The 24,091-nt window shown below is 73.2% G+C and carries 23 protein-coding genes; 10 read left to right on the top strand and 13 right to left on the bottom strand.

From position 1 onward, the window contains the following. Nucleotides 1–226: 226 nt before the first annotated feature. Entirely contained in the window at nucleotides 227–4,444 is a 4,218-nt protein-coding gene (locus LTT61_RS32475; RefSeq protein ID WP_233017820.1) for a HAMP domain-containing protein, read from the top strand. Continuing rightward, nucleotides 4,441–6,984, top strand: coding sequence for a SpoIIE family protein phosphatase (locus LTT61_RS32470; RefSeq protein WP_233017819.1), 2,544 nt, complete (start codon nucleotides 4,441–4,443; stop codon nucleotides 6,982–6,984). The genes LTT61_RS32475 and LTT61_RS32470 overlap by 4 nt, the downstream gene beginning before the upstream one ends. 47 nt (nucleotides 6,985–7,031) lie before the next feature. Here the strand turns inward: LTT61_RS32470 and LTT61_RS32465 are convergent, their stop codons facing one another. Beyond that, nucleotides 7,032–7,415 carry a hypothetical protein gene (locus tag LTT61_RS32465; RefSeq protein ID WP_233017818.1) on the bottom strand — a complete coding sequence of 128 codons (384 nt, stop codon included), beginning with the start codon at nucleotides 7,413–7,415 and terminating at the stop codon, nucleotides 7,032–7,034. A gap of 212 nt (nucleotides 7,416–7,627) precedes the next feature. On the opposite strand from LTT61_RS32465, the gene LTT61_RS32460 reads away from it, so the two are divergent. Next, nucleotides 7,628–8,515, top strand: coding sequence for an alpha/beta fold hydrolase (locus LTT61_RS32460; RefSeq protein WP_233017817.1), 888 nt, complete (start codon nucleotides 7,628–7,630; stop codon nucleotides 8,513–8,515). Nucleotides 8,516–8,517: 2 nt separating this feature from the next. On the opposite strand, the gene LTT61_RS32455 is transcribed toward LTT61_RS32460, so the two are convergent. Continuing rightward, nucleotides 8,518–9,132: a TetR/AcrR family transcriptional regulator gene (locus LTT61_RS32455; protein WP_233017816.1), complete on the bottom strand. Its 615-nt coding sequence runs from the start codon at nucleotides 9,130–9,132 to the stop codon at nucleotides 8,518–8,520. A gap of 72 nt (nucleotides 9,133–9,204) precedes the next feature. Between LTT61_RS32455 and LTT61_RS32450 the strand changes: the two genes are divergently transcribed. Further along, nucleotides 9,205–9,618: a hypothetical protein gene (locus LTT61_RS32450; RefSeq protein WP_233017815.1), complete on the top strand. Its 414-nt coding sequence runs from the start codon at nucleotides 9,205–9,207 to the stop codon at nucleotides 9,616–9,618. A gap of 15 nt (nucleotides 9,619–9,633) precedes the next feature. On the opposite strand, the gene LTT61_RS32445 is transcribed toward LTT61_RS32450, so the two are convergent. The 3 genes from LTT61_RS32445 to LTT61_RS32435 form a co-directional block, all read right to left on the bottom strand. Continuing rightward, nucleotides 9,634–10,536, bottom strand: a complete 903-nt coding sequence (locus LTT61_RS32445) for a hypothetical protein (RefSeq protein ID WP_233017814.1) — start codon at nucleotides 10,534–10,536, stop codon at nucleotides 9,634–9,636. A gap of 188 nt (nucleotides 10,537–10,724) precedes the next feature. Next, complete coding sequence (locus LTT61_RS32440) at nucleotides 10,725–11,129, bottom strand: hypothetical protein (RefSeq protein WP_233017813.1); 405 nt, start codon at nucleotides 11,127–11,129, stop codon at nucleotides 10,725–10,727. Between the two features lie 76 nt (nucleotides 11,130–11,205). Then, complete coding sequence (locus tag LTT61_RS32435; protein ID WP_233017812.1) at nucleotides 11,206–12,141, bottom strand: DMT family transporter; 936 nt, start codon at nucleotides 12,139–12,141, stop codon at nucleotides 11,206–11,208. On the opposite strand from LTT61_RS32435, the gene LTT61_RS32430 reads away from it, so the two are divergent. Next, nucleotides 12,140–13,531, top strand: a complete 1,392-nt coding sequence (locus LTT61_RS32430; protein WP_233017811.1) for a PLP-dependent aminotransferase family protein — start codon at nucleotides 12,140–12,142, stop codon at nucleotides 13,529–13,531. The genes LTT61_RS32435 and LTT61_RS32430 overlap by 2 nt on opposite strands. Here the strand turns inward: LTT61_RS32430 and LTT61_RS32425 are convergent. Together LTT61_RS32425 and LTT61_RS32420 are read right to left on the bottom strand one after the other, a co-directional pair. Continuing rightward, on the bottom strand, nucleotides 13,510–14,391 hold the full coding sequence (locus LTT61_RS32425) for an alpha/beta fold hydrolase (RefSeq protein WP_233017810.1): 882 nt from the start codon (nucleotides 14,389–14,391) through the stop codon (nucleotides 13,510–13,512). The two genes, LTT61_RS32430 and LTT61_RS32425, sit on opposite strands and share 22 nt — an antisense overlap. A gap of 54 nt (nucleotides 14,392–14,445) precedes the next feature. Further along, complete coding sequence (locus LTT61_RS32420; protein WP_233017809.1) at nucleotides 14,446–14,904, bottom strand: hypothetical protein; 459 nt, start codon at nucleotides 14,902–14,904, stop codon at nucleotides 14,446–14,448. Nucleotides 14,905–15,298: 394 nt separating this feature from the next. Here LTT61_RS32420 and LTT61_RS32415 point away from each other — a divergent pair, with 394 nt between their 5' ends. Beyond that, the gene (locus LTT61_RS32415) at nucleotides 15,299–15,787 is read left to right on the top strand and encodes an ankyrin repeat domain-containing protein (protein ID WP_233017808.1); all 489 of its coding nucleotides are present in this window, start codon (nucleotides 15,299–15,301) and stop codon (nucleotides 15,785–15,787) included. Nucleotides 15,788–15,931: 144 nt separating this feature from the next. On the opposite strand, the gene LTT61_RS32410 is transcribed toward LTT61_RS32415, so the two are convergent. Continuing rightward, nucleotides 15,932–16,516 carry a TetR/AcrR family transcriptional regulator gene (locus tag LTT61_RS32410; RefSeq protein ID WP_233017807.1) on the bottom strand — a complete coding sequence of 195 codons (585 nt, stop codon included), beginning with the start codon at nucleotides 16,514–16,516 and terminating at the stop codon, nucleotides 15,932–15,934. A gap of 53 nt (nucleotides 16,517–16,569) precedes the next feature. Here LTT61_RS32410 and LTT61_RS32405 point away from each other — a divergent pair, with 53 nt between their 5' ends. Next, entirely contained in the window at nucleotides 16,570–17,553 is a 984-nt protein-coding gene (locus tag LTT61_RS32405) for an alpha/beta fold hydrolase (protein ID WP_233017806.1), read from the top strand. 1 nt (nucleotide 17,554) lies between these two features. Here LTT61_RS32405 and LTT61_RS32400 read toward each other — a convergent pair whose 3' ends face one another. The 3 genes from LTT61_RS32400 to LTT61_RS32390 form a co-directional block, all read right to left on the bottom strand. Beyond that, a complete protein-coding gene (locus LTT61_RS32400) occupies nucleotides 17,555–18,169 on the bottom strand; it encodes a PaaI family thioesterase (protein ID WP_233017805.1) in 615 nt (204 codons plus the stop codon). A 1-nt stretch (nucleotide 18,170) separates the two neighbouring features. Beyond that, nucleotides 18,171–19,013: a mycofactocin-coupled SDR family oxidoreductase gene (locus LTT61_RS32395; RefSeq protein WP_233017804.1), complete on the bottom strand. Its 843-nt coding sequence runs from the start codon at nucleotides 19,011–19,013 to the stop codon at nucleotides 18,171–18,173. Nucleotides 19,014–19,116: 103 nt separating this feature from the next. Further along, nucleotides 19,117–20,574, bottom strand: coding sequence for an MDR family MFS transporter (locus tag LTT61_RS32390; protein WP_420094721.1), 1,458 nt, complete (start codon nucleotides 20,572–20,574; stop codon nucleotides 19,117–19,119). A 101-nt stretch (nucleotides 20,575–20,675) separates the two neighbouring features. Here LTT61_RS32390 and LTT61_RS32385 point away from each other — a divergent pair, with 101 nt between their 5' ends. The 3 genes from LTT61_RS32385 to LTT61_RS32375 all read left to right on the top strand — a co-directional run bounded on the left by LTT61_RS32385 (nucleotide 20,676) and on the right by LTT61_RS32375 (nucleotide 23,060). Further along, nucleotides 20,676–21,278, top strand: coding sequence for a TetR family transcriptional regulator (locus LTT61_RS32385; protein ID WP_233017803.1), 603 nt, complete (start codon nucleotides 20,676–20,678; stop codon nucleotides 21,276–21,278). Between the two features lie 103 nt (nucleotides 21,279–21,381). Next, nucleotides 21,382–21,753, top strand: a complete 372-nt coding sequence (locus LTT61_RS32380) for a YciI family protein (RefSeq protein WP_233017802.1) — start codon at nucleotides 21,382–21,384, stop codon at nucleotides 21,751–21,753. 8 nt (nucleotides 21,754–21,761) lie between these two features. Next, nucleotides 21,762–23,060: an RNA polymerase sigma factor gene (locus tag LTT61_RS32375; RefSeq protein WP_233017801.1), complete on the top strand. Its 1,299-nt coding sequence runs from the start codon at nucleotides 21,762–21,764 to the stop codon at nucleotides 23,058–23,060. On the opposite strand, the gene LTT61_RS32370 is transcribed toward LTT61_RS32375, so the two are convergent. Both LTT61_RS32370 and LTT61_RS32365 read right to left on the bottom strand, forming a co-directional pair. Next, nucleotides 23,005–23,337 carry a hypothetical protein gene (locus LTT61_RS32370; protein ID WP_233017800.1) on the bottom strand — a complete coding sequence of 111 codons (333 nt, stop codon included), beginning with the start codon at nucleotides 23,335–23,337 and terminating at the stop codon, nucleotides 23,005–23,007. The genes LTT61_RS32375 and LTT61_RS32370 overlap by 56 nt on opposite strands. Before the next feature lie 74 nt (nucleotides 23,338–23,411). Beyond that, entirely contained in the window at nucleotides 23,412–23,939 is a 528-nt protein-coding gene (locus LTT61_RS32365; protein WP_233017799.1) for a response regulator, read from the bottom strand. Nucleotides 23,940–24,091: the final 152 nt, after the last annotated feature.

Genomic DNA, 24,091 nt, shown 5'->3' with positions numbered 1-24,091 from the left:
CGTGACGGGCCGGGGCACGGTGTAGCCGCCAACCCGCGACGAGCACCGCTCCGATGCCGCGCCGCGCGTGCGCCGGGCGCCGCTCCGACCCGACTCGAAAGTCACTCGGAGCAATGCTTTCACAGCGAGGAATTCGGTCGCACACCCCCGTCGGCACATCCGGCGGCCCAGCTTCGGCGGACCGGTGCGATCCCGGTCCGGCCCGCACATCGGAACGAGGACGGCAATGACGGAGACAGCGGCGCCCGTGGGCCACCAGTCCGACCAGGTGGAGCTGCGCCAGCTGCTGGCCGGGCTGACCGCCGTGCGCGACGGCGACTTCGGCACCAGGCTGCCCGCCGACGCCGACGGGCTGCTCGGCGAGATCGCGACGGTCTTCAACGGCATGGTCGACCAGCTCTCGCTCTTCACCTCCGAGGTGACCAGGGTGGCCCGCGAGGTCGGCACCGACGGGCGGCTCGGCGGCCAGGCCGAGGTGCCGGAGGTCTCCGGCACCTGGAAGGACCTCACCGACTCGGTGAACGCCATGGCGGGCAACCTCACCGCGCAGGTGCGCAATATCGCCCAGGTGACCACCGCGGTGGCCCGCGGCGACCTCACCCAGAAGATCCGGGTGGACGCGCGCGGGGAGATCCTGGAGCTCAAGGAGACCATCAACACGATGGTCGACCAGCTCTCGTCCTTCGCCGACGAGGTCACCCGCGTCTCCCGCGAGGTCGGCACCGAGGGCCGCCTGGGCGGGCAGGCCGACGTCAAGGGCGTCTCCGGCACCTGGCGTGACCTCACCGACTCGGTGAACTTCATGGCGGGCAACCTGACCGCGCAGGTGCGCTCGATCGCCCAGGTCGCCACCGCGGTGGCGCGCGGCGACCTCACGCAGAACATCACCGTCGACGCGCGCGGGGAGATCCTGGAGCTCAAGAACACCATCAACACCATGGTCGACCAGCTCTCGTCCTTCGCCGACGAGGTGACCAGGGTGGCCCGCGAGGTCGGTACCGAGGGGCGGCTCGGCGGGCAGGCCGATGTCAAGGGCGTCTCCGGCACCTGGAAGGACCTGACCGAGTCGGTGAACGTGATGGGCGACAACCTGACCGCCCAGGTGCGCTCGATCGCCCAGGTGACGACGGCCGTGGCGCGCGGTGACCTGACCCAGAAGATCCGGGTCGATGCGCGCGGGGAGATCCTGGAGCTCAAGGAGACCATCAACACGATGGTCGACCAGCTCTCCGCCTTCGCCGACGAGGTCACCCGGGTGGCCCGCGAGGTCGGCACCGAGGGCAACCTGGGCGGGCAGGCGACGGTGCGCGGGGTCTCCGGCACCTGGAAGGACCTCACCGACAACGTCAACGTGATGGCCTCCAACCTGACCAACCAGGTGCGCTCGATCGCCCAGGTCGCCACCGCGGTGGCCCGCGGCGACCTGAGCCAGACCATCACCGTAGAGGCCAAGGGCGAGGTCGCGGCGCTGGCCGGGGTGATCAACACCATGGTCACGACGCTCTCGGCCTTCGCCGACGAGGTGACCCGGGTGGCCCGCGAGGTCGGCACCGAGGGCATGCTCGGCGGGCAGGCACGGGTGCCGAACGTGGCAGGCACCTGGAAGGACCTCACCGACAACGTCAACTCGATGGCGAACAACCTGACCAACCAGGTGCGCAATATCGCCCAGGTGACGACGGCGGTGGCGCAGGGCGACCTGACCCGCAAGATCGACGTGGACGCACGCGGCGAGATCCTGGCGCTGAAGACCACCATCAACACCATGGTCGACCAGCTCTCCGCCTTCGCGGCTGAGGTCACCCGGGTGGCCCGCGAGGTGGGGTCGGAGGGGCGCCTGGGCGGTCAGGCCGAGGTCGAGGGCGTCTCCGGCACCTGGAAGCGGCTCACCGAGAACGTGAACGAGCTGGCGGGCAACCTGACCAGGCAGGTGCGCGCGATCGCCGAGGTCACCAGCGCGGTCGCCGAGGGCGACCTGACCCGATCGATCACCGTGGAGGCCTCCGGCGAGGTCGCCGAGCTCAAGGACAACATCAACTCCATGGTCGGCTCGCTGCGCGAGACCACCACCGCCAACCAGGACCAGGACTGGCTCAAGACCAACCTGGCCCGGATCTCCGGGCTCATGCAGGGCCAGCGCGACCTGCACGTGGTGGCCGAGCTGATCATGGACGAGCTGGCTCCGCTGGTCCGTGCCCAGTTCGGCGCCTTCTACCTGGCCGACGACACCACCGAGCGGCCGGAGCTGCGGCTGATCAGCTCCTACGGCAGCCCGGAGGACAGCGCCCCGCGGCTCGCCTTCGGGCAGTCGCTGGTCGGGCAGGCGGCGCGCAGCAGGCGCACCATCGCGGTGGACGAGGTGCCCGGCGACTACGTCACCATCTCCTCCGGGCTCGGCCGCACCGCGCCGATGAACCTGCTCGTGCTGCCGATCGGGGTCGAGGACCAGGTGCTCGGCGTGATCGAGCTGGCCTCGCTGCACCGCTTCACCCGGATCCACCGCGACTTCCTCGACCAGCTCATGGAGACGGTCGGGGTGAACGTCAACACCATCATCGCCAATGCCCGCACCGACGAGCTGCTGGTCGAGTCGCAGCGGCTCACCACCGAGCTGCAGGCCCGCTCCGAGGAGCTGCAGGTGCAGCAGGACGAGCTGCAGCGCTCCAATGCCGAGCTGGAGGAGAAGGCGGCGCTGCTCGCCACCCAGAACCGCGACATCGAGGCGAAGAACCTGGAGATCGAGCAGGCCCGCCAGGAGCTGGAGACCAGGGCCCAGCAGCTCTCGCTGGCCTCGAAGTACAAGTCGGAGTTCCTGGCCAATATGAGCCACGAGCTGCGCACGCCGCTGAACAGCCTGCTCATCCTGGCCCAGCTGCTCGCGCAGAACCCGAACCGCAACCTGACCCCCAAGCAGGTCGAGTACGCCGGGATCATCCACTCGGCGGGTTCGGACCTGCTGCAGCTGATCAACGACATCCTCGATCTCTCCAAGGTCGAGGCGGGCAAGATGGAGCTGGCCCCGGAGCAGGTGCCGCTGCGCAAGCTGCTCGACTACGTCGAGGCCACCTTCCGGCCGATGACCACGCAGAAGAGCCTCGGCTTCCGGGTCGGCACCGCGCCCGGGCTGCCCGCCGAGCTGCTCACCGACGACTCCCGGCTGCGCCAGGTGCTGCGGAACCTGCTCTCCAACGCGGTGAAGTTCACCGAGAACGGGTCGGTGGAGCTGCGCATCGAGCCGGCCGCGCCCGGCGAGCTGCCCGCGGCGGCGCGCAGGCACGGCCCGGCCATCGCCTTCCGGGTGATCGACACCGGGATCGGCATCGCCGAGCACCAGCTGGAGTCGATCTTCGGGGCGTTCCAGCAGGCCGACGGCACCACCAGCCGCAAGTACGGCGGTACCGGGCTCGGGCTCTCGATCAGCAGGGAGATCGCCTACCTGCTCGGCGGCGCGATCATCGCGGAGAGCGTGGTCGGGCGGGGCAGCACCTTCACCTTCTACCTGCCGGTGGCGCGCCCCGACTTCCTGCAGGCGCCGGTGCGCGAGGACGTGCGCAGCCCGGAGCCGCTGCCGTTGCCCGCGGGGCCGCCGCAGCCGCGCAGGCTGCTCGTGGTCGAGGAGCGGCCGCAGGGGCTGCTCTCGCTGGTCGCGCAGAGCGCGGTCGCCGACCTCGCCGACAGCAACGACCCGCGCGGGCCGGTGCAGGTGGTGACGGCGATCGGGGTGCAGGAGGCGGCCGCCGCGATGGCCGCGGAGGTGTTCCACTGCGTGGTGCTGGAGTTGAACATGCCCGGCGACGCCGCACTGCGGCTGCTGGCCACCATGGACGGCGACAGCGCCGCGCGGACCGTCCCGGTGCTGGCGCACAACAACCGCAGGCTCGGCTCCGAGCAGGAGCGGCTGCTGCAGGAGCGCACCGCGCAGCGCCCGCTGGAGCTGCTCTCCAGCCTGGACGAGCTGCGCGAGCGGATCGCACTGCACATCACCGCCGAGGCGCCGGGCGACGTGCTCCCGCTGGTGCGCGGCGACGAGAAACCCGCGCCCGCGCCGCAGTGGCCGGACGGGCGGCTGGCCGGGCGCACCGTGCTCATCGTGGACGACGACGCGCGGAACCTGTTCGCGCTCAGCAGCATCCTGGAGCTGCACGGGGTCACGGTGCTGCACGCGGAGAACGGGCGCGAGGGGATCGAGACGCTGGTGGCGCATCCGGAGACCGATCTGGTGCTGATGGACGTCATGATGCCGGAGATGGACGGGTACACCGCGACCTCCACCATCCGGGAGATGCCGCGGTACGCGCAGCTGCCGATCATCGCGGTCACCGCGAAGGCGATGCTCGGGGACCGGGAGAAGAGCCTCGCCTCCGGCGCCAACGACTACGTCACCAAGCCGGTGGACGCCGACGCGCTGCTCACCTGCATCCAGCATTGGCTGGGGTCACGGTGACCGGGACGCGGGCCGGGTCCGGCCCGGCCGGGACGGCGGGCGAAACGGCCGCGGCCGACGGCGCATCTGTCGCGGCCGATGGCGGGACCGGCGTGCCGGGTGGCGGGACCGGCGTGCCGGGCGGCGGGACCGGCGAGCCGGGCGGCGGGACCGGCGTGCCGGGCGGCGGGCGAGAGACCGCCGAGCCGGTTGTCACCCGGCTGGCGGCGACGGTCGAGCGGTTGCGGGCGGAGGTGCAGCAGGCGCAGGCGACGGCGGACGGGCGGGCGCTGGTCGAGATGGCGAAGGGCGTGCTGATCGAGCGGCTGCGCTGCGGCCCGGCCCAGGCGGCGCGGCAGCTGGAGGCGCTGGCCAGGCGCTCCGGGGTGAGCACCGTCGAGCTGGCGGCCGAGCTGGTCGGCCAGGCCGCGCAGGACGAGGCGGTCGCGGTGCCGGTGCCCCAGCAGCCCGCCGAGGCGGTCCGGCTGCGCACCGCGGAGAGCGGGCTGCTCGCCGCGGGCGACCCGCAGCGGGTCGCCCAGTCGCTGCTCGAGCACGCCGCCGCCCCGCTCGGCGCCACCGCGGTGGCGATCTGGGCGGTCGGCACCGACTCCTCGCTCGCGCTCGCCGGTTTCGCCGGCATCGACCGCGCCGAGGCCGAGCGGTGGCGCTACCTCCCGCCCGGCGTCGTCACCCCGGCCCGCCAGGCGCTCGCGCTGCGCGAACCCCAGTGGATCGCCGACATCGCCCGCTCCGGGCTGCCCTCGATCGGGGAGCGGAAGGGCGGGCGCGCCGCCATCCCGGCAGGCATCGGCGGGCGGCTCATCGGCGTGCTCGAGGTCTGCTGGCCCACGCCGCTCGAGCCGCAGCCGCCGCAGATCCGGCGCCAGCTCGAGGCACTGGCCGAGCTGTGCGCGCACACCCTGGAATCGGACCCGGTCACCGTCGGCGCCCCCGCCCGGCCCGGCGTCGCCGACCTGGTCCGGCTCGCCGACGGGCTCTTCGATCCGGCGCTGGTGCTGCTCCCGCACCTCGGCCCGGACGGCACGCTCACCGATTTCCGCATCCACCACCTCAACGCCTCCTTCGTCGACCCGGCCGGGCGGCCGCGCGGGCTGGTCGACGGCGCGCTGCTCTTCGAGGCGTACCCGATGGCGGCCAGCGAGGGCAGGCTCTTCGAGCACGTCGAGCACGTCTTCGCCACCGGCGAGACCTACCGCGCCGACCGGGTGCAGCTCACCGAGCTGGTCGACCAGGTGCCGCTCACCGTCTCCGCCGCGCTCGGCATCAGCAGGCACGGCGCCGCGGTGCTTGTGGTGTGGCGGGTGGAGGACGAGACCGCCCGGCTGGCCGCGCTGCTACAGCACGCGCAGCGCCTCGGCCGGGTCGGCGGCTTCGAGGAGAACGCCGCCAGCGGCGCGATCACCTGGAGCAGCGACCTCTTCGCGCTGCACGGCCTCGCCCCCGGCGCCGACCCGGTCCCGCTGGCCCGGCTGCCCGAGCACGTGCACGCCGACGACACCGACGCGGTGCGGCGGCTGCTGCGGACCCTGCTGCGCTACCGCCGCCCCGGCTCCACCGCCTTCCGGCTGATCCGCCCCAACGGCGACACCAGGCACATCCGGATCATCGCCGAGCCGGTGGTGGACAGCGCCGGGCACCTGCTCGCGGTGCGCGGCGCCTACCAGGACATCTCCGCCCAGCACTGGACCGAGGTCGCGCTCTCGGCCACCCAGGACCGGCTCGCGCACACCGAGCAGCACGCCGCCGAGCAGAGCAGGCTCGCCCGCCAGCTGCAGCAGGCGATCATGCCCGCCGCGCAGCCCGTCATCGAGGCGTTCGGGCTGCACATCGCGGTGCGCTACCGCCCGGCTGAGCAGGACCACCTGGTCGGCGGCGACTGGTACGACGCCATCGTGCTGCCGAGCAAGCAGATCATGGTCTCGGTCGGCGACATCACCGGCCACGGCATCAAGGCCGCCACCGGAATGGTGGTGCTGCGCAACGCGTTACGCGGCCTCGCCGCGACCGGCGCCGGGCCGGGCCAGATGCTCACCTGGCTCAACCTGGTCACCCACCACCTCACCGACGACATCTTCGCCACCGCCGTCTGCGGGCTCTACGACCCGGAGACCAGGGTGCTGCGCTGGGCCCGCGCCGGCCACCTCCCGCCGGTGCTGATCCGCGACGGCACCGCCGTCACCCTGCCCGAACTCTCGGGCATGCTGCTCGGCGCCGTCGCCGAATCGGTCTACGAGGAGGGCGCCGAGCAGCTGGCGGCCGACGACATCCTGCTGCTCTACACCGACGGCCTGATCGAGCGCCGCGACCGCTACCTCGACGACTGCGTGCAGCGGCTGCTCGACATGTCGGCGGGCTTCACCGGCACCCTCGACGAGCGGCTCGACCACCTGCTCGACCACAGCGACGCCAACAGCGACGACGACACCTGCGTCGTCGGGATCCAGGTGGGGCGCGGCGACGGTGCCGTGGGAACTGTGCCGCTGCCGGGTGCCGAGCAGCAAGGCGCCGAGTTGCCCGGGCCGCACTCTGCGCGTTGATCCGCGACTACGAAACCGCATCCGACGCATCGCGCACCGACATCGGCTCAGCCCGCGCGGTAGATCCGGCGCGCGGCGAGCACCATCGGGAGTTGCAGCGGCAGCCGGGCCAGCGCGACGGCCTTGAGCGGCTTCGGCAGTTGCTCGTCGCGCATCCAGTCCACCGCCATCTGGATGTTGGCGGGGTAGACCGCGACGAAGAGCAGCTCCGCGAGGCGGGCGCCGAGCTTGCGGGTGCTCGGGCGCAGCAGCGCGCCCGCGATCGCGAGCTCGGCGACCCCGGAGCCGAGGGTGTAGAGCCGGGGGCTGCCCGGCAGCTGCTTCGGGATCACCGTGTCGAACGGCGCGGGAGCCACGAAGTGCAGCACCCCGACCCCGCCGAGCAGCAGCGCGAGCCGCCGCGCCGTCCGGTCCTCGTCGACCTCGCTCACCGGCCATCTCCTCCCACGTCGAGAATGACCGCTAACTTACCAGCCTCGGGACGGCCGGGCGGGTCAGCGTCCGCCGGGGGTGGCCACCCTGGCCCGGACGGCCAGGGCGGCGCGCGGGCCGCCGGGGGTGGCCGCCGCCGCCCCGATCGCGGTGCGGCCTCTCCCCCGTGATCCACGGCCCGGCCGGGTCCGGCGCCTCGTACCCTGAAACCGTGCTGAACCGCGACACCTTCGACCTCGGCGACGTCACCCTGCACGCGCTGACCTGGGGCACGCCCGGCGCGCCGCTGGCGCTCTGCCTGCACGGCTACCCGGACACCGCCTGGACCTGGCGGCATCTCGGCCCCGAGCTGGCCGGGCGCGGATTCCACGTGGTGGCGCCGTTCAGCCGCGGCTACGCCCCCTCCGGCATCCCCGCCGACGGCGACCTCTCCACCGGCGCAAGGGTGGCCGACGCGCTCGGCATCGCCGCCCGGGTCGGGGCTCCGGAGGCGGTGGTGATCGGCCACGACTGGGGCGGCTTCACCGCGACCGCGCTCGCGGCGCTGGACGGCACCCCGTTCCGCGCGGTGGTGAGCCTGGCCGTGCCGCCGATCGCGAGCGTGACCCCGAGCCGGGACAACCTGCTCCCGCATCTGGCGCAGACCCTCGCGCAGTCGATCAACAGCTGGTATATCCTCGCCAACCAGCTCCCTGCGCTGCCCGAGGCCGCCTTCGCCCGGCTCACGGAGTTCCTCTGGCGCACCTGGTCGCCCGGGTACGACCCGGCCGCGGATCTGGCCCACCTCGCCGACGCCACCCCGACCCGCGCGCACCGCACCGCCGCCACCGACTACTACCGCTTCCTGCTGCGCCGCCGCGCCCGCAGCCCGCGCAACCGCGAACTCGACCGGCTGCTCCGCGCCGCGCCGCGGCACCCGCTGCTCGCCCTGCACGGCAGCGCCGACGGCTGCCTGCGCCCGGGCCTGTTCCGCGGCCTGGAGCGGCGGCTGCCTGCCGGGAGCCGGGTCGTCGAGGTCGACGGCGCCGGTCATTTCCTGCACCTGGAGCAGCCCGCGCTGGTGAACCGGCTGATCGTCGAGTACCTGACGGCGGGCTGAGTTCAGGGCACCAGCGCGCGCAGGATCAGCCCGGTGGCGTGCTCGGCGAGTTCGCCGGTGCTCAGCTCGAGCGTGCCGTCCAGCCACGCCTCCACCAGCTGGCTCAGCCCGCCCGCGACGAAGAGCGCGGCGCGGGCCAGCGACGGCGGGTCCGGCTCGATCCCGAGCTGGGCGGGGGCGTACTCGACCACGATCGCGGCCATGGTGGCGAGCAGGGAGCGGCGGCGCTCCAGCAGCAGCGGGCTGAGCTCGCCCGCCGCGATGTGGTGCACGTGCGGGTCGGTCGCGATCACCTCGAGCAGGGCGTGCAGCGCCGCCCGCAGCCGCTGCTCGGGGCTGCCCGGGCTGGTCAGCCCGACCTGGATCAGCGTGCCGAGCAGCAGGTCGCGCACCTCGTCGGCGATCGCGACCAGCAGCTCCTCGCGGCTCGCGAAGTGCTCGTAGAAGTAGCGGTCGGTGAGTCCGGCGGCCTTGCACACCCCGCGCACGGTGACCGCGGCCTGCCCGGACTCGCCCCAGATCCGGCGCCCCTCGCGCAGCAGCGCGACGCGCCGGCCCGACCGCCGCTGGGCAGCGCTCACCCCCGCGTAGCTCCGCTCGACTTTGGGCCTCACCATTTGACCCCCATCGTAGGCGACCCTAGATTGGACGACGCTCGTCCTCAGATGGCCGGGTGGAGGAGGCCGGAAGTGCGCGACGCCGAATTGCAGCGGTGGGCACACCGTTTCGACATCCTGCGCGGGGAGCTGCGCGCCGGGACCGGCTCGGCCGAGCAGCTGCTGGCCGCCCAGCTCGCGGCGTTCCGCGAGTTCATCGACACCCCGCCGTGGGCCGCGCTGCCGCACCTGCCCCCGCCGATCACCGACCGCGCCGATGCCGTCGGCGCCGAACACCTGCTGCTGGCCTGCCACTACCTGCTCGCGCTCCCCGCCGTGGTGGCGGCCGCCGCCGACGCTCCCGCCGCGCGCACCGCACTGAGCGAGCTGCTCGCCCGGCTGAGCGAGCTGGCCGCGGACTGGGCCCGCGACGGGGTGGACGAGGAGCGGGCCCGCGCCCTGGCCGCCCGGAATCACGACCTGCACCACGCGGTGCCGCGAGCCTGACTCCGAGGTGACCGCTCAGAGCGTGCCGATACCGGCCCGAACGTACTGCTCCAGGATCGCCGGATCGAGCTGGTCGGGGGCGGTGAGCAGGGCGGCGCGCACGGCCTCAGGCACGGCGGGCTCGGTGCGCCCGGCGAACGCGTCGACCACCCGCGCCCAGCCCGGCATCCCGAACCAATTCCCGCTGACCGCACCGAAACACGACTTCACCGCGATGAACCACGCCATGTCGTGCTCGGGCGGGGCGGTCAGCGTGGCGTAGTAGCGGACCGCGCTCGCGCAGTCGGCGGCCCACTCCGGGTAGTGCTCACCGAGCAGGTCGGCGACGGTCCGGCTGCCCGCCGCCACCCGCTCCGGGTCGGTGAGGGTATGCGAAAGCCGCTGCCACGCTTCGGGGCGGCGGTCGGCGGCGGTGAGGAAGCAGCACATGATCCGGAAGGCGGCGACGTTGGCGGCGAACATCTCGCCGTCGCTGATCCGGTTCAATCCGTCGCCCGCGTGCGCGTCCTCGAGCAGGGGGGTGCGCCAGGCGCCGAGCACCATCGCGTAGGCGGCGGCCGGGAGCTGGTCGGCGCCGATCAGCTCGGCGTGCCGGCTCGCGTAGTAGGCGCGGCCCTGCTCGAGGGTCCAGGTCGCCATGTCCAGGGGGCTGTTCACCGGGCGGTAGATGTCGCCGTACTCGCTGCTGCGCTCGATGGCGACGAAGCCGTCGGCGGCCAGCTGCGACAGCCGGTCACGCAGGGTGCCGACGATCCGGCTGTCGATGTCGGCCTCGTCCAGCTCCCACATGCCCGGGTAGGTCATCCGGGCGATCCGGCGGGCCTGCACCCCGTGCGGGAAGCGGTCGACCACGTCCACGAGCTGCCGGTATTCGACCGGCAACGCCGCGTAGACGGCGGACTCGGCTTCGCTGCGCATGCGGTCTCCTCCCGACGATCACCGACGGCCCTCGTGCCGGGGGCCGCGCGGCGCCGGGCGGCCTGGGGTGGTCAACTGCGCTCCTGCCCGGCGGCTTTCACCTCGATGCGCAGCCCCACCAGCAAGAACGCTACAACCAGGCACCGGGTCTCGCATCCGCACGCGGTGCGTTCCCGGGTCGGCGCCGGTCAGACCCGGTCGGAACCGTCCGGTTCCCAGTTCGGCATCCAGTCCGGGTCGAGCACCGCCATCCGCTCGGCGCCTGCCTCCGCCATCAGGGCCGCGCGGTGCATGCCGTCGACCCACTGCGCGCCGTTCGCGGCGATCTCGATGGGCCGGGCGAACAGCTCACTCCAGGCGAACAATTCATTGCCGCGCAGCCCGAGCCGGCGCCCGTGCTCGCGCCACTCCCGGTGCGTCCACCCCTTCGGCCGCGCGCTGACCGCCTCCGCGCTGGCCTCGGCGACGACCCGCCAGTCGATGGCGGCGCCGCCCCGGCGGGCGATATTGTCCGCGGCGACCCGCGCGGGCAGCGGCGGCACGTCGGCGACCTTCCACACCACGAAATCCATCGTGTCCTCGCCTCTGCTCACCTGCCATCGCCCCCGGATAGTCCGATGCCCGCCATTGCCGGAAACCACCGTATCGAGGAGTCCCCCGGATACCGAATCACCGGGACGGGCGAGCACCGGCTCCCGGCCGATTCCGCGTGCGCACCGCGAACAGCGCGGCGGCGACGACGGCGCAGCCGCCGAGCAGCGTCGCGGGGCCGACCGGCTCGCGCAGCAGCAGCGCGGCCCAGCCGATGGTCAGCACCGGCTGGGCAAGCTGCACCTGGCTCACCTGCGCCATCGGCCCGATGGCGAGGCCGCGGTACCAGGCGAAGAAGCCGAGGAACATGCTCACCACGGCCAGGTAGCCGAAGGCGCCCCACTCGGCCGCCGTGCCGCTGGGCGGGTGGCGCACCACCGCGATCCCGGTGAGCGTGAGCGTCAGCGGCGCCGCGAGGACCAGCGCGAAGGAGATGGTCTGCCAGGCGCCGAGTTCGCGGGCGAGCAGCCCGCCCTCGGCGTAGCCGATCGCGCAGACGACGACCGCCGCGAAGAGGAGGAGGTCGGCGTGTTCGAGTCCGGCGAGGCCGTCGCCGCGGAGCGCGGCGAAGCCGAGTGCGGCGCTCGCGCCCAGTGCGGCGGCCGTCCAGAACGCGGTGCCCGGGCGTTCCTGGCCGCGCAGCACCGCCGCCACCGCGGTCGCGGCGGGCAGCAGGGCGATGACGACGGCGCTGTGGCTCGCCGGGGCCGCGGTGAGCGCATAGGAGGTGAGGAGCGGAAACCCGGCGACCACGCCGCCCGCGACCACGGCCAGCCGCGCCCACTGCCGCCTGCGTGGCATCGCCTGCCTGGTCAGCGCGAGCGCCACGGCGGCGAGGAGCGCGGCGGCAACGGCCCGCCCGGAGCCGACGAAGAGCGGGGAGAGCTGGCCGCCGACGGCGATGCGGGTGAACGGCATCGTGAAGGAGAAGGCGGTGATGCCGAGCAGGCCCCACCACATCCCGTGCGGTAGCGGAGGAGCTTTCACAAGGGTAGCGCTACTATCGGCTCTCATGTCCGAGGGTAGCAGTGGCCGGATCGTCGAAGCGCTGCGTGCGTGGGTGGCGTCCGCTCCGGCGGGCGCACAGCTGCCGTCCACCCGCGCCCTGGTCGACCGGTTCGGGGCGAGTCCGGTGACGGTGCAGCGGGCGCTGCGGGCGCTGGTCGGGCAGGGGCTGGTCGAAACCCGGCCCGGTGTCGGGACTTTCGTGCGCGGAGTCCGCCCGGTGCGCCCCAGCGACTACGGCTGGCAGACCGCCGCGCTCGGCGCATCGCCCACCAGGCTGCCGCGCTCGGCCGCCGCCCTGCGAACGACCGCCGACGACCTGATCGCCCTGCACTCCGGCTACCCGGACCGCGAGCTGCTTCCCGGACGCCTGGTCCGCGCGGCCTTCGCCAGGGCGGCCCGCGCCGATACGGTCCTCGACCGGTCACCGGCGGCGGGGCTGCCCGAGCTGCGCGCCTGGTTCGCCGCCGAACTCGGCGGGCACATGCCGCCCGCGGCGAGCGACGTGATCGTCCTGCCCGGCAGCCAGAGCGGGCTGAGCACGCTGTTCCGCACCCTGGTCGGGGCGGGCCGCCCGCTGCTCATCGAGTCACCGAGCTACTGGGGCGCGATCCTGGCCGCCGCCCAGGTCGGCGTGCGCCTGGTCCCGATCCCCAGCGGACCCAGCGGCCCCGACCCCGACGAACTCGACCGCGCCTTCCGCCGGACCGGCGCGCGGGCCTTCTACGCTCAGCCCACCTTCGCCAACCCCACCGGTGGCCGCTGGCCGCCCGAGCTCGCCGACGCGGTGCTCGGCCTGGTGCGCGCGCACGGCGCCTTCCTGATCGAGGACGACTGGGCGCACGACTTCGGCATCACCGCCGAGCCGGCGCCGCTGGCCGCCCGCGACGACAGCGGGCACGTCGTTTACCTGCGCTCGCTCACCAAGAGCGTCTCCCCCTCGGTGCGGGTCGCCGGGCTGGTGGCGCGCGGTCCCGCCCGGGAACGGATTCTCGCCGACACCCGGGCGCAGGCCATGTACGTCAGCGGAACGCTGCAGGCCGTCGCGCTGGACGTGGTCACCCAGCCCGCCTGGCGCACCCACCTCCGCTCGCTGCGCAGGCAGCTCGCCGCCCGCCGCGACCTGCTGATCGGCGCGCTCGCCGAACACGTCCCCGCCGCGCACCTGGAGGCCGTTCCCAGCGGCGGGCTGAACCTCTGGGTGCGGCTGCCCGACGAGACCGACCTCGACCGGCTCGGGCGCGCCTGCGAGGCGGGCGGGGTCGTCGTCGCGGCGGGCGACGACTGGTTTCCCGCCGAGCCGACCGGGCGCTACCTGCGGCTCAACTACTCCGGCCCGCGGCCGGGCGATTTCCCGGCCGCCGCCCGGGTGATCGGTCAGGCCCTGGCCCGCTCGTGACGCGCGGTGAAGTCGAGCAGCCGCGGGATCACCTCGTCCGGGTTCGCCCAGAGCAGGTCGTGGCCGATGCCGGGGTAGATCCGGGTCTCGACCACCGGGATGTGCGCGCGGGCGCGGGCGGCCACGACCTCGGGGTCGTTCACCACCGTCTCGGCGCCGAAGAGGACGAGGGTGGGCGCGGTGATGGCGGCGAGCTGCTCGTCGGTGAAGGGGCGGTCCCATGGCATCGCCATCCGATACTTGGTCGCCGCGAGCGCCACCGCGAGTTCGTCGTCGTCGAGGACGAAGCCGGGCATGGCCCAGCTGTTGAACTTGCGCATCCGCTCCGGGGTCGGGCGCGCCCCGGCGATCAGCATCTTGGCCAGCAGGCTCAACCGCGGGCGGACGAAGGTCGCGGCGCTGGGTTCGATCATGGTGAGCGTCGCGAGCCGGTCCGGGTGGTGCACGGCGACGGCGCCGGCCAGCCAGGTGCCGAGCGAGTTGCCGACCAGGTGCACCCGAGACTCCCCGAGCCCGTCGAGCAGCTCGGTGCACCAGGTGGCGACGTCGGCGGCGTCGCGGACCGGCGCGGTCTGCACGCAGCGGCCCGCCCAGCCGATCACGTCCGGGGTGTAGACCGTGCGCTCCCCGGCCAGCTCGGCCATGAACCGCCACCAGACATTGCCGTTGCCGCCGATGCCGGGGAGCAGCACGATCGGCGCGCCGCCGCCCTCGCCCGACCGGCGCACCCGGGTGGTGCCGAACGAGGTCGCGACATCGTGCTCGGTCGAGGGCACCGGCCACTTCGCCGCCACGCTGTCGTAGGCGCGGAAGAACTCGTCCCGCGCGGTATCACTGGTGAATCGGCCGATCTTCGGCATGGGTACCCTCCCGTTCCCGTGGTTACGGTACGAGCATATCAACTAATCTGATATCTAGATACCATCAAGCTGTTCGGCGACGGTCCGCAGGCCGTCCCGGATGAGCCGTCCGTACTCGTCGTCGCCGAGCCTGCCGATCGTGTCCCGGGCCAGTGCGAGATACTCGCGCGCCCGGCCGAGATCGCCGAGCCTCCGGTAGCACTCGGCCAGGTTGAGGTACAGCGACGGGTACAGCGCGGCCGCCGGGAGCTCCACCCCGGCCCGCGCGGTGTGCTCGTCGGTGATCTCCGCCGCCGCGGTGAGCGCGCGGAGGTCCCAGGCGAGTTCGTCGGCGGGCTCCTCCTGCAGGTCGGCGAGCGAGTGCGCGAGGGTGCACCGCCGCAGCGGATCGCCGCTGTCACCGCCTATCTCGTCCCAGAGTCGCCGCAGTTCGAGCCGCGCTGCCTGCGATTCGCCGGAATGACTGCGCAGCACCGTCTCGCCGATGCGCAACAGGACGGGGTCGGTGATCATGGGCGGCTCCTTGCTGCGGTGTCGGTCGGGTCCCGGTCGAGATGAGCTCGGTGGCAACGCTTCCCGTCGTCCCGGCCATCAATGTGTACACCGCAGCGGGGCGGTCCACTCGGCGGACCCGTACCGATAGCGGCGCAACCAGAGCGCGCCGGCCGCTACCCGACTCTCGCGCACCTGTGCCCGACCGGGTTGCCGTGGCGGACCAAGGCCGGGATCACCATGTTCCTCGCCGCGCCCGTGCGCCGGTCCAGCCTGATCGACCACCGGCAGCACGGCGCGACACCGGGCGGCCACCGGCCTCCCTGGGCGCGGCCGGCGATGCGGGTGTCGAGATCGCAGGCCAGGCCAGGGTGACGAAGCACTGATCGAAGGGCGGGCACGACATACTGATGTGGTGCGCGGTGCAGAAGATTTCGACCTCGTCATGGCTGTCGTTCGTGGCGACGCCGACCGGGTGCGACGCGCTCACGAAGCCGGTGTCGACCTGGCGAGCGCCACTGCGCCCGGAGGTACTCTCCTCGGCTGGGCCGCGGAGTGGGGCAGAACCGAGATCCTCGCCTACCTGCTGGCCCAGGGCATCGAAGCGGAGTCGAATGCTCTTTCGAAGGCCGCGGACAAGGGCCATGCCGAGACGGTGCGGCTACTGCTCGACCACGGCATGAACCCGGATCTGCCGGCCGAGTGGCCGCCGTTGTGCGCGGCAGCAGACCGTGGTTCACCCGAGTGCGTCCAAGCCCTCTTGCAGGCCGGAGCCCGGGTTGATGTTCGGATGGGGCCGCAGGCGGGCCGCTGGGGCGGGAAGACTCCCGGGGAGCTTGCCACGATGCGTCCTACAGAAGGCACCGCGGAGATACTTCGGCTACTTGCACAGGTGGACCGCTAGACCGCTCGAGGGCAGCGGCCGGGCGATCAACCGCACAGGCTGACGCTGCGCCGGAGCCATCACCACCACTGCGCCCCATCCGCGCCACCTCCACCGGCCAACAGCCCGGGATCAACCCGGCAGCCCGACGATTCGGACAAGGCACTAGCGGGTGATCCAGGTGTCGATCATCGCGGCAAGCACTTCGGCCGCGGCGGCGGTGTCGTAGGCGGGGTCGCGCAGCCGTTCGGCCACGATGGCGTCGATGGCGCCGCCGATGGCGAGCGCCGTTGTCCGCGAGTCGATCGCGGCACCGCCGCGGGCGCGGACGGCACCGTCGAGCAGCCCGGCCAGCGGGCGCCAGCGGGCTTCGGGGGCGTGCTCGGTGGCGGTGCCGGTCACGGCCTCGATCAGCATCCGGGTGTGCCGGGGCTCGGCGCGCAGGTACCCGATCATGGCGCGGGCGTAGGCCGCCGGTTTCCCGGCGTCATCGGCGGCGTCGACCGCGGCGCCGACGGTCTCGACGAGCGCGGCGAGCACGTGTTCGTAGGCGGCCAGGATCACCGCGTCCTTGGACGAGAAGTGGTACAGCACGGCTGCTTTGGTGATCCCGGCACCGTCGGCGATGCGGCTCAGCGAGGTGCCGGCGTACCCGTGCTCGGCCACCTGCTCGATGGCGACCTCGATCAGCTGAGCGCGCCGCGCCCGTTCGGTGAGCGTCGGCGATCTGCCCTCTCGACCTTTGGCCATCCGCCGATTCTACCGTACGGTGGAATTACTTACCGATCGGTTAGGAGACGACTGTGACCGACTCCGAGAAGCGTTCGCGCCGGTGGCGCCGGACCCGAACGACCGCCCTCGTCGCCGCCCTCGCGGCGGCGGGCATCGCCCTGCTGGTGCGGACCCCCGCCCCGATCGGGCACTGGGACGACGCCGCCGGTCAGGACCGGTTCCGCGCCGCCTACGACACCGCCTTCGCCGCGCTTCCCGCACCGGCGCGCACCCTCGACATCCGCACCGGCTACGGCCTGGTCCGGGTCTATCGCTTCACCGGTGAGCGCTCGGCGGCCCGCCCGTTCGTCCTGCTGCCCGGCCGCGCCTCGGCCACCCCGGTGTGGGCCGCCAACCTGCCCGGGCTGCTCGCACTCGGCGACGTCTACACCGTCGACCTGCTCGGCGAGCCGGGGCTGAGCATCCAGGAGCGCCCGATCACCGGCGACGCGGACCACGCCGCCTGGCTGCACGAGACCCTCGCCGCGCTCCCCGAAGACGCCTTCCACCTGGTCGGGCTCTCCATCGGCGGCTGGACCGCGGTCAACCTCGCCCTGCACGACCCGGCGCAGATCGCCACGCTCACCCTGATCGACCCGGTGCACGTCTTCGACGACCTGCCGCTGGGCACGATCGTCCGCTCACTGCCCGCCGCGCTGCCCTGGCTGCCGAAATCCTGGCGCGACGGCTTCAACTCCTACACCGCGGGCGGCGCCCCCGTCGAGGACGAGCCGGTCGCCGCCATGATCGAGGCGGGCATGCGGCACTACCGCCTCGAACTCCCCGCGCCGACCCGGATCGCCGAGGACCGGCTGGCCGAGCTGCGCCCGCCGGTGCTGGCGATCATCGCGGGCCGCTCGGTCATGCACGACCCAGGCACGGCCGTTGCGACCGCCGAGCGCGCGCTACCGGGCGGCACCGTGCGCGTCTACCCGGACGCCTCGCACGCGCTCAACGGCGAGTACCCGGAGCGGATCGCCGCCGACATCGCCGAATTCACCGGCACTCGACCGTGATTCAGCGGGCCCAGCTCGGCACGATGAAGATCCCCTCGGCCTCGACGGTGACGCCGGCGGCATCGCCGAGCGTCGCGGTGACGAAGGTCTTCAGCCCCTCGGTGCGCTCGGCCCTCGCCCTGGCGCGCAGGGGCCCGAGCGGGGTGCCGCGGCGGTAGCGCAGGGTGAGCGTGCCGGTGGAGGTGGCGCGCACCCCGTCGGAGGCGGCGACGCCGGCGATGTGGTCGAGGACGAGGGCGCAGACACCGCCGTGCACGTGGCCGGGCGGGCCCTCGTAGGCGGCGCCGAGCACGACGTCGCAGCGGTAGCCGCCGTCCGGGTCCGGCTCGATCTCCAGCGGCGGCGCGATGGCGTTGCGCAGCCCGATCGCGGCATTGCCCCACGGCATGGCGGTACCGCTCCCGTTGTAGCTGATGCCGAAGCTGCCGGGCAGCTGGTCGCGGCGCAGCCGCGCGGTGACCTCGCGGATCGCGGCCTCGGCCGCGCGGATCTCGGGCTCGGCGGCGGTGCTGCGGATGGTGGCGTCGACGAGTTCGCGCACGGCGTCGGCGAGCGGGCCGTAGACGGCGGCCCGCCGGTCGATCTCGGCGCTCTCGACGTCCTCGAAGGTGAACACGTCAGTACTTGAGCGCGCCGCCGTCGACCGGGATCTGTACCCCGGTGAGCGGCCCGGAGCCGGGGCCCGCCAGCCAGCCGACCACCTCGGCGACGTCCTCGGCGGGCATGAACCCGCTCTGCCCGTCGGAGGCCAGCTTCAGCGGCACCGGCGGGAAGCTGTGCAGGAACGACGGGTGCTTGCCGAAGAGCTCCATCATGGCGTCGGGCTGGATCATCGGGGTGTCCACCGAGTAGGGGTGGATGGAGTTGACCCGGATGCCGTACTCCCCCGCCTCCAGCGCGAGCGTGTTGGTCAGCGCGACCAGCCCGTGCTTGGCGGCGGCGTAGTGGCCGTTGCCCGGGGTCGCCTTGAGCCCGGCCGAGGAGCTCACGATGATGATCGAGCCGCCGTTGCCCGCCTCGATCATGGCGGGCACCGCCGCCCGCACGGTGCGCCAGGTGCCGGAGAGGTTGACCTCGACCACGCGGTCCCAGTGCTCCTCGCTCAGCTCCCAGAGCCTGCCCCAGCTCAGGATGCCCGCGTTGGCGACCAGCACGTCGAGCCGCCCGAAGAGCGCGACCCCGTCGGCGACCAGCTGCTGCTGCGCGGCCAGGTCCCTGATGTCGACGACCCTGCTCAGCACCTTGCGCCCGGTCGCCTCGACCAGCCGCGCGGTCTCGGCCAGGTCGGCCGCGGTGGGGGCGGGGTAGGTGACGGTGGGCGAGATCGGCGCGCACACGTCGGCCACGATCAGGTCGGCGCCCAGCTCGGCCAGGCGAACGGCGTGCGCGCGGCCCTGCCCGCGCGCGGCGCCGGTCACCAGCGCGGCTCTGCCCAGTAGCGGCTCGGTCGGATCACCCATCGCAGGACCTCGATCATCGTCTCGGGCGAGCGGCCGGAGCCACCGCGGTACGACCCTGAAATTAGACGGATGTCCATCCGGCAGTCAAGACAACTGCCCCGGACTACTCGACCGTGACCTTCTTCGGCGACCGCACCATCGCCGCCGCGGCCACCAGCACCAGCGAGAGCACCCCCGCCGCCAGGAACGCGGTGTGCACGCCGTCGGCGGTAGCCGCCACCACCTCGGAACCCCCGCGCAGCGCCGACTCGGTCCCGCGCGTCATCATCGTGATGAACAGTGCGGTCCCCGCGGCCCCCGCCACCTGCTGCACCGTGCTCACCGTCGCGCTGCCGTGCGAGTACAGCTCGGCCGGGAGGGCGCCGAGCGCCGAGGTCATGAGCGGGGTGAGCGCGCAGGCGATCCCGGCGCTGACGATCACGTGCGCGGTGATCACCAGCCCGATGGCGGAGTGCTCGTCCAGCGTGGCCAGCACCCACACGCCCGCGCTCAGCGCGATGGTGCCTGGCAGCACCAGCGGCCGCGCGCCCCACCGGTCGAAGAGCGCGCCGACGAACGGCGCGAGCAACCCCATCACCAGCCCGCCGGGCAGCAGCACCAGCCCGGTGGTGAGCACGTCCTTGCCGAGCACGTTCTGCAGGTAGATGGGCAACACGATGAGCGCGCCGAACAGCGTCAGCATGAGGCTGCCCATGAGCGCCACCGCCAGCCGGAACGGCCCGATCGCGAAGGTGCGCAGGTCGAGCAGCGCACGCCCGCGCTCGACCAGCCTCAGCTGCCGGACCACGAACAGCACCAGCGCCACCGCGCCGACCGTGAGCGAGACCGGCGGCGGCACCGGCGCGTGCCCGGAGGCCGACTCGCCGATGCTGCTCAGCCCGTACACCAGCCCGCCGAAGCCGAGCGCCGCCAGCGGCACCGAGACGTAGTCCAGGTGCGCCTTGCGCGGCTCGGTCACATTGCGCACGAAGACCCCGCCGAGTACGAGCACCATGACCGCGATCGGCAGCACGATCCAGAACATGGCCCGCCAGCTCAGCGACTGCAGGATCAGCCCGGAGACGGTCGGCCCGACGGCGGGCGCCACCGAGATCACGATCGAGACCAGCCCCATGGTGCGGCCGCGCGACGCCGCGGGCACCACGTTCAGGATCGTGGTCATCAGCAGCGGGATCATCAGCGCGGTGCCGACCGCCTGCACCACCCTGGCCACCACGAGCACCTCGAACCCGGGCGCCAGTGCGGCGATCAGCGTGCCTGCGGTGAACAGCGACATGGCCGCGATGTAGATCGCGCGCATCGAGAAGCGCTGCAGCACGAAGCCGGTGGTCGGGATGACGATCGCCATGGTGAGGAGGAACCCGCTGGTCAGCCACTGCGCGGTGGCGGCGGTGATGCCGAGGTCGACCATCAGGGTCGGCAGCGCCACGCTCAGGATGGTCTCGTTGAGGATCACCACGAAGGCAGCGATCAGCAGCAGCCCGATCAGCAGGATCGTGCCGGGCGGGCGCGCGGCCGCGCCGGTGGTGCCGTCGCTCGCGGCCACCTCGGTCTCTGTCACGTGCCCCATCCGATCGTCGTGCCGCTGGTACCGGGGCAGACTATCCAATGCTGTCAGTGACTGCCATATCGGCATCGAATGCCGCTGCGTATTCTGGCCGGGTGAACTCTCCGGCCGCCCCCGATCTCCGCGCACGCAGGCGGAACGCGACCAGGATCGACATCCGCGCGGCCGCGCTCACGCTCTTCGAGCGCCAGGGCGCCGAGCGCACCACCGTCGACGAGATCGCGGCCGCCGCAGGCATCTCCCAGCGCACCTTCTTCCGCTACTTCCCGACCAAGGAGGAGTGCGTCCTCTTCGACGTCTACGGCTTCGACGCCGCGCTCGACCACTGCCTGGCGACCACCGACCCCGCGACGCTCACCCTCGCCGACGTCGAGGCCGCCTTCGCCGCGGTGATCGCGGGCATCGGCGCCGACGAGCAGAGCGAGGTCGCCGCCACCACCAGGCGCATCCAGAAGCTGGTCGCCACCGACGCCTCGCTCAGCCGGGCCGCCGTCGCCAGGCACGCGGACTGCACCCTGCGCTCGCTGGCCCCGCTCGACGGCCGATGCTCCCCCGCGGACCGCGCCCGGCTGCGGATGATCGCGCAGATCGCGCAGATCGCCCTGCACCTCGCCTTCGAGGAGTGGGTCGAGGCGGACGCCGATGTCGGGCTCGCCGAAATCCACCGCGCCGTCTGCGCCCGCCTCCGCACCCTCTGACCGCCGTGTCGAAAACCCGGGTTGCCGATCGACGGAGAGGTGAGCCAGGGTTGGAACGGTCCGCGCACGGTGGACCGGCCCGGTGCGACGAAGGAGCGACGATATGCGCGTCATGGTGCTGGGTAAGGCCACCGAGGCCACCGAGAAGGGCATCCCGCCCACCGCGGCGGAGTTCGCCGCCATGGAGGCCTACACCGAGGAGCTCACCAGGGCGGGCATCGTCCTCGCCGGTGACGGCCTGAAGCCGAGTTCGGCGGGCAAGCGGGTGAGCTTCGACGACGACGGCGGCTCGGCGGTGCTCGACGGCCCGTTCGCCGAGACCAAGGAGCTGATCGCCGGCTACCAGATCTGGGAGGTCTCCTCGCTCGAGGAGGCGCTGGAGTGGGTGCGCCGGGCCCCGATCCGCGGCGGCGTGGTCGAGGTGCGGCCGTTCTACGGCCCCGAGGACTTCGCCGACCTGGCGGCCGAGGCGTAGGGCCGCGGGTGAGCAGTGCGGGTCGGCGCACCGTCGCCGCGGTCTGGCGGATCGAGGCCGCGCAGGTGACCGCCGTCCTCGCCCGCACCGTCGGTGACCTGGACCTGGCCGAGGACCTCGCCCAGGACGCGCTGCTCGCGGCGTTGGAGCAGTGGCCGCGCACCGGCGTCCCGGCCAAGCCGGGCGCCTGGCTGCTCGCCGTCGCCCGCAGGCGCGCGGTCGACGCGGTCCGCCGCCGCGCCACCCTGCGCCGCAAGCTCGCACTGCTCGCCCGCGACCTCCCCGACGGGTTCGACCCGATCGCCGCGCTCGACCTCGACCGGCAGGTCGGCGACGACATCCTGCGGCTCATGTTCACCGCCTGCCACCCGCTGCTCGGCCGCGACGCCAGGGTCGCGCTCACGCTTCGGACCGTGGCCGGGCTCTCCACCGGCGAGATCGCCCGCGCCTTCCTGGTCCCCTCCGCCACCGTCGGGCAGCGGATCTCCCGGGCCAAGAAGACGCTCTCGGAGGCGGGCGTGCCGTTCGAGGTTCCGGCGGGGGCGGAGCTGGACGCCCGGCTCGGCTCGGTGCTCGAGGTCGTCTACCTGATCTTCAACGAGGGGTACGCCGCCACCGGGGGCGACTCCTGGACCAGGGCCGAGCTCTGCGCGGAGGCCATGCGGCTGGGCCGGATGCTCGCCGCGCTCGCCCCCGGCGAACCGGAGCCGCACGGCCTGGTGGCGCTCATGGAGTTCCAGGGCTCCCGGCTGCGCGCCCGCACCGGCGCCGACGGCGCCCCGGTGCCGCTCGACCGCCAGGACCGCGCCCGCTGGGACCGGCTGCTCATCACGCACGCCGAGGGCGCGCTGCGCCGCGCGGACGGCCTCGGCGGCACCGGCTCCTACGTGCTACAGGCCAGGATCGCCGCCTGCCACGCCCGCGCACCGGAGCCGGCGGCCACGGACTGGCAGCGGATCGCCGCGCTCTACACGGAGCTCGGCACGCTCACCGGCTCGCCGGTGGTCGCGCTGAACCGGGCCGTGGCCGTGGCGCGCGCCGGGAACCCGGCGGCCGCGCTCGCGCTGGTCGACGAGCTCGCCGAGCTGCCGGCGCTGCGCGGCTACCACCTGCTCCCCGCCGTCCGCGGCGACCTGCTGCGCACGCTCGGGCACCCCGCCGAGGCCAGGGCGCAGTTCGAGCGCGCCGCCGCCATGACCGGCAACACCGCCGAGCGCACCCTGCTGCTCGAGCGGGCCGGGAGCTGCCTCGCTAGTGGAACCGGCCCCGATCGTGGTAGCGATCCAGCGCCGCCCGCAGGTCGGTGATGGTGTCCGCGCTCAGCCCGCCGCCCGTGGCGACGGAGTAGCCGGACGGCGCCGCGGTGCGCGCCCGCGCCTCCGCCTCCTCGAGCAGCCGATCGGCCTCCAGGCTGGCGCGGCGCAGGCGGTGCCGCTCGTGCGCGGTGAGGGTGCTGCGCCTGCACCGGGCGTCGAGCTCGGCGTGCTGTTCGCGCAGGTCGGCGAGGCTGCTCGGATCGGGCACCGTCGCGAGCCCCTCGATGGCCTCGACGAGATCGGTATAGCACTGTTCGAGGGTGGCCATCGTTCTCCCGGGTCGTTCCGTCCCCCAGTCCGTACAGCGTAGGACAATACTGCTGTCCGGAACCAGCTTTCGGATCAGCGAACCGCGCGCTGCCCGGCAGTCACCGCGCCGACCAGCGAGGACGCCGCCGACTGCGGCCCGGGCAGGGTGATCGGCAGCGGCGCCGAGGTGGGCGGCAGGTGGGTGTCGACGTGCGCGAGCAGGTCGTGCACGGCGAACGGCTTGGGCAGGTAGTCGTGCGCGCCCGCCGCCATGGCCGCCGCGATCACCGCCTCCTCGCGGGTGGCGGAGACGATCACGATCGGCGTCGCGCAGACCGCGCGCAGCGCCCGGCACACCGCGACCCCGTGCAGATCGGTGAGCATGAGGTCGAGCAGGATCAGCCCCGGCCGGTGCTTCTGCGCGTAGGCGGCGGCCTGTGCGCCCGCCGCGAGGTGGTCGACGATCAGGCTCTGGCCGGCGAGCACGATGGTGATCATCTCCGCGGTCGCCGGATCGTCCTCGACCAGCAGCACCCGCGCCGGGCTCGCCCAGTAGTCCCGCAGGCACACCGGGCGCGCCCGCCCCGGCGGCGCCGTCGTCGGCCTAGGTTTCTGACCCATCGCGAACTCCCCGGGGACCCCGATACGGCGAGCTTCGCCGTGATCACGAACTGTGGGGTTCGACCGTAGGCCGCGCGGTCCGGGGCGGCAATACGGCGGTGCGGTCGAGCAACGGACGGGGCTGATCGAAATCAGCACGGGGCCAAGCTGTT

This window comes from Nocardia asteroides (genome assembly GCF_021183625.1).
Classification (GTDB): domain Bacteria; phylum Actinomycetota; class Actinomycetes; order Mycobacteriales; family Mycobacteriaceae; genus Nocardia; species Nocardia asteroides_A.
The sequence above is the reverse complement of the archived record's forward strand: the minus strand, read 5'-3'. Positions and strand labels throughout refer to the sequence as shown.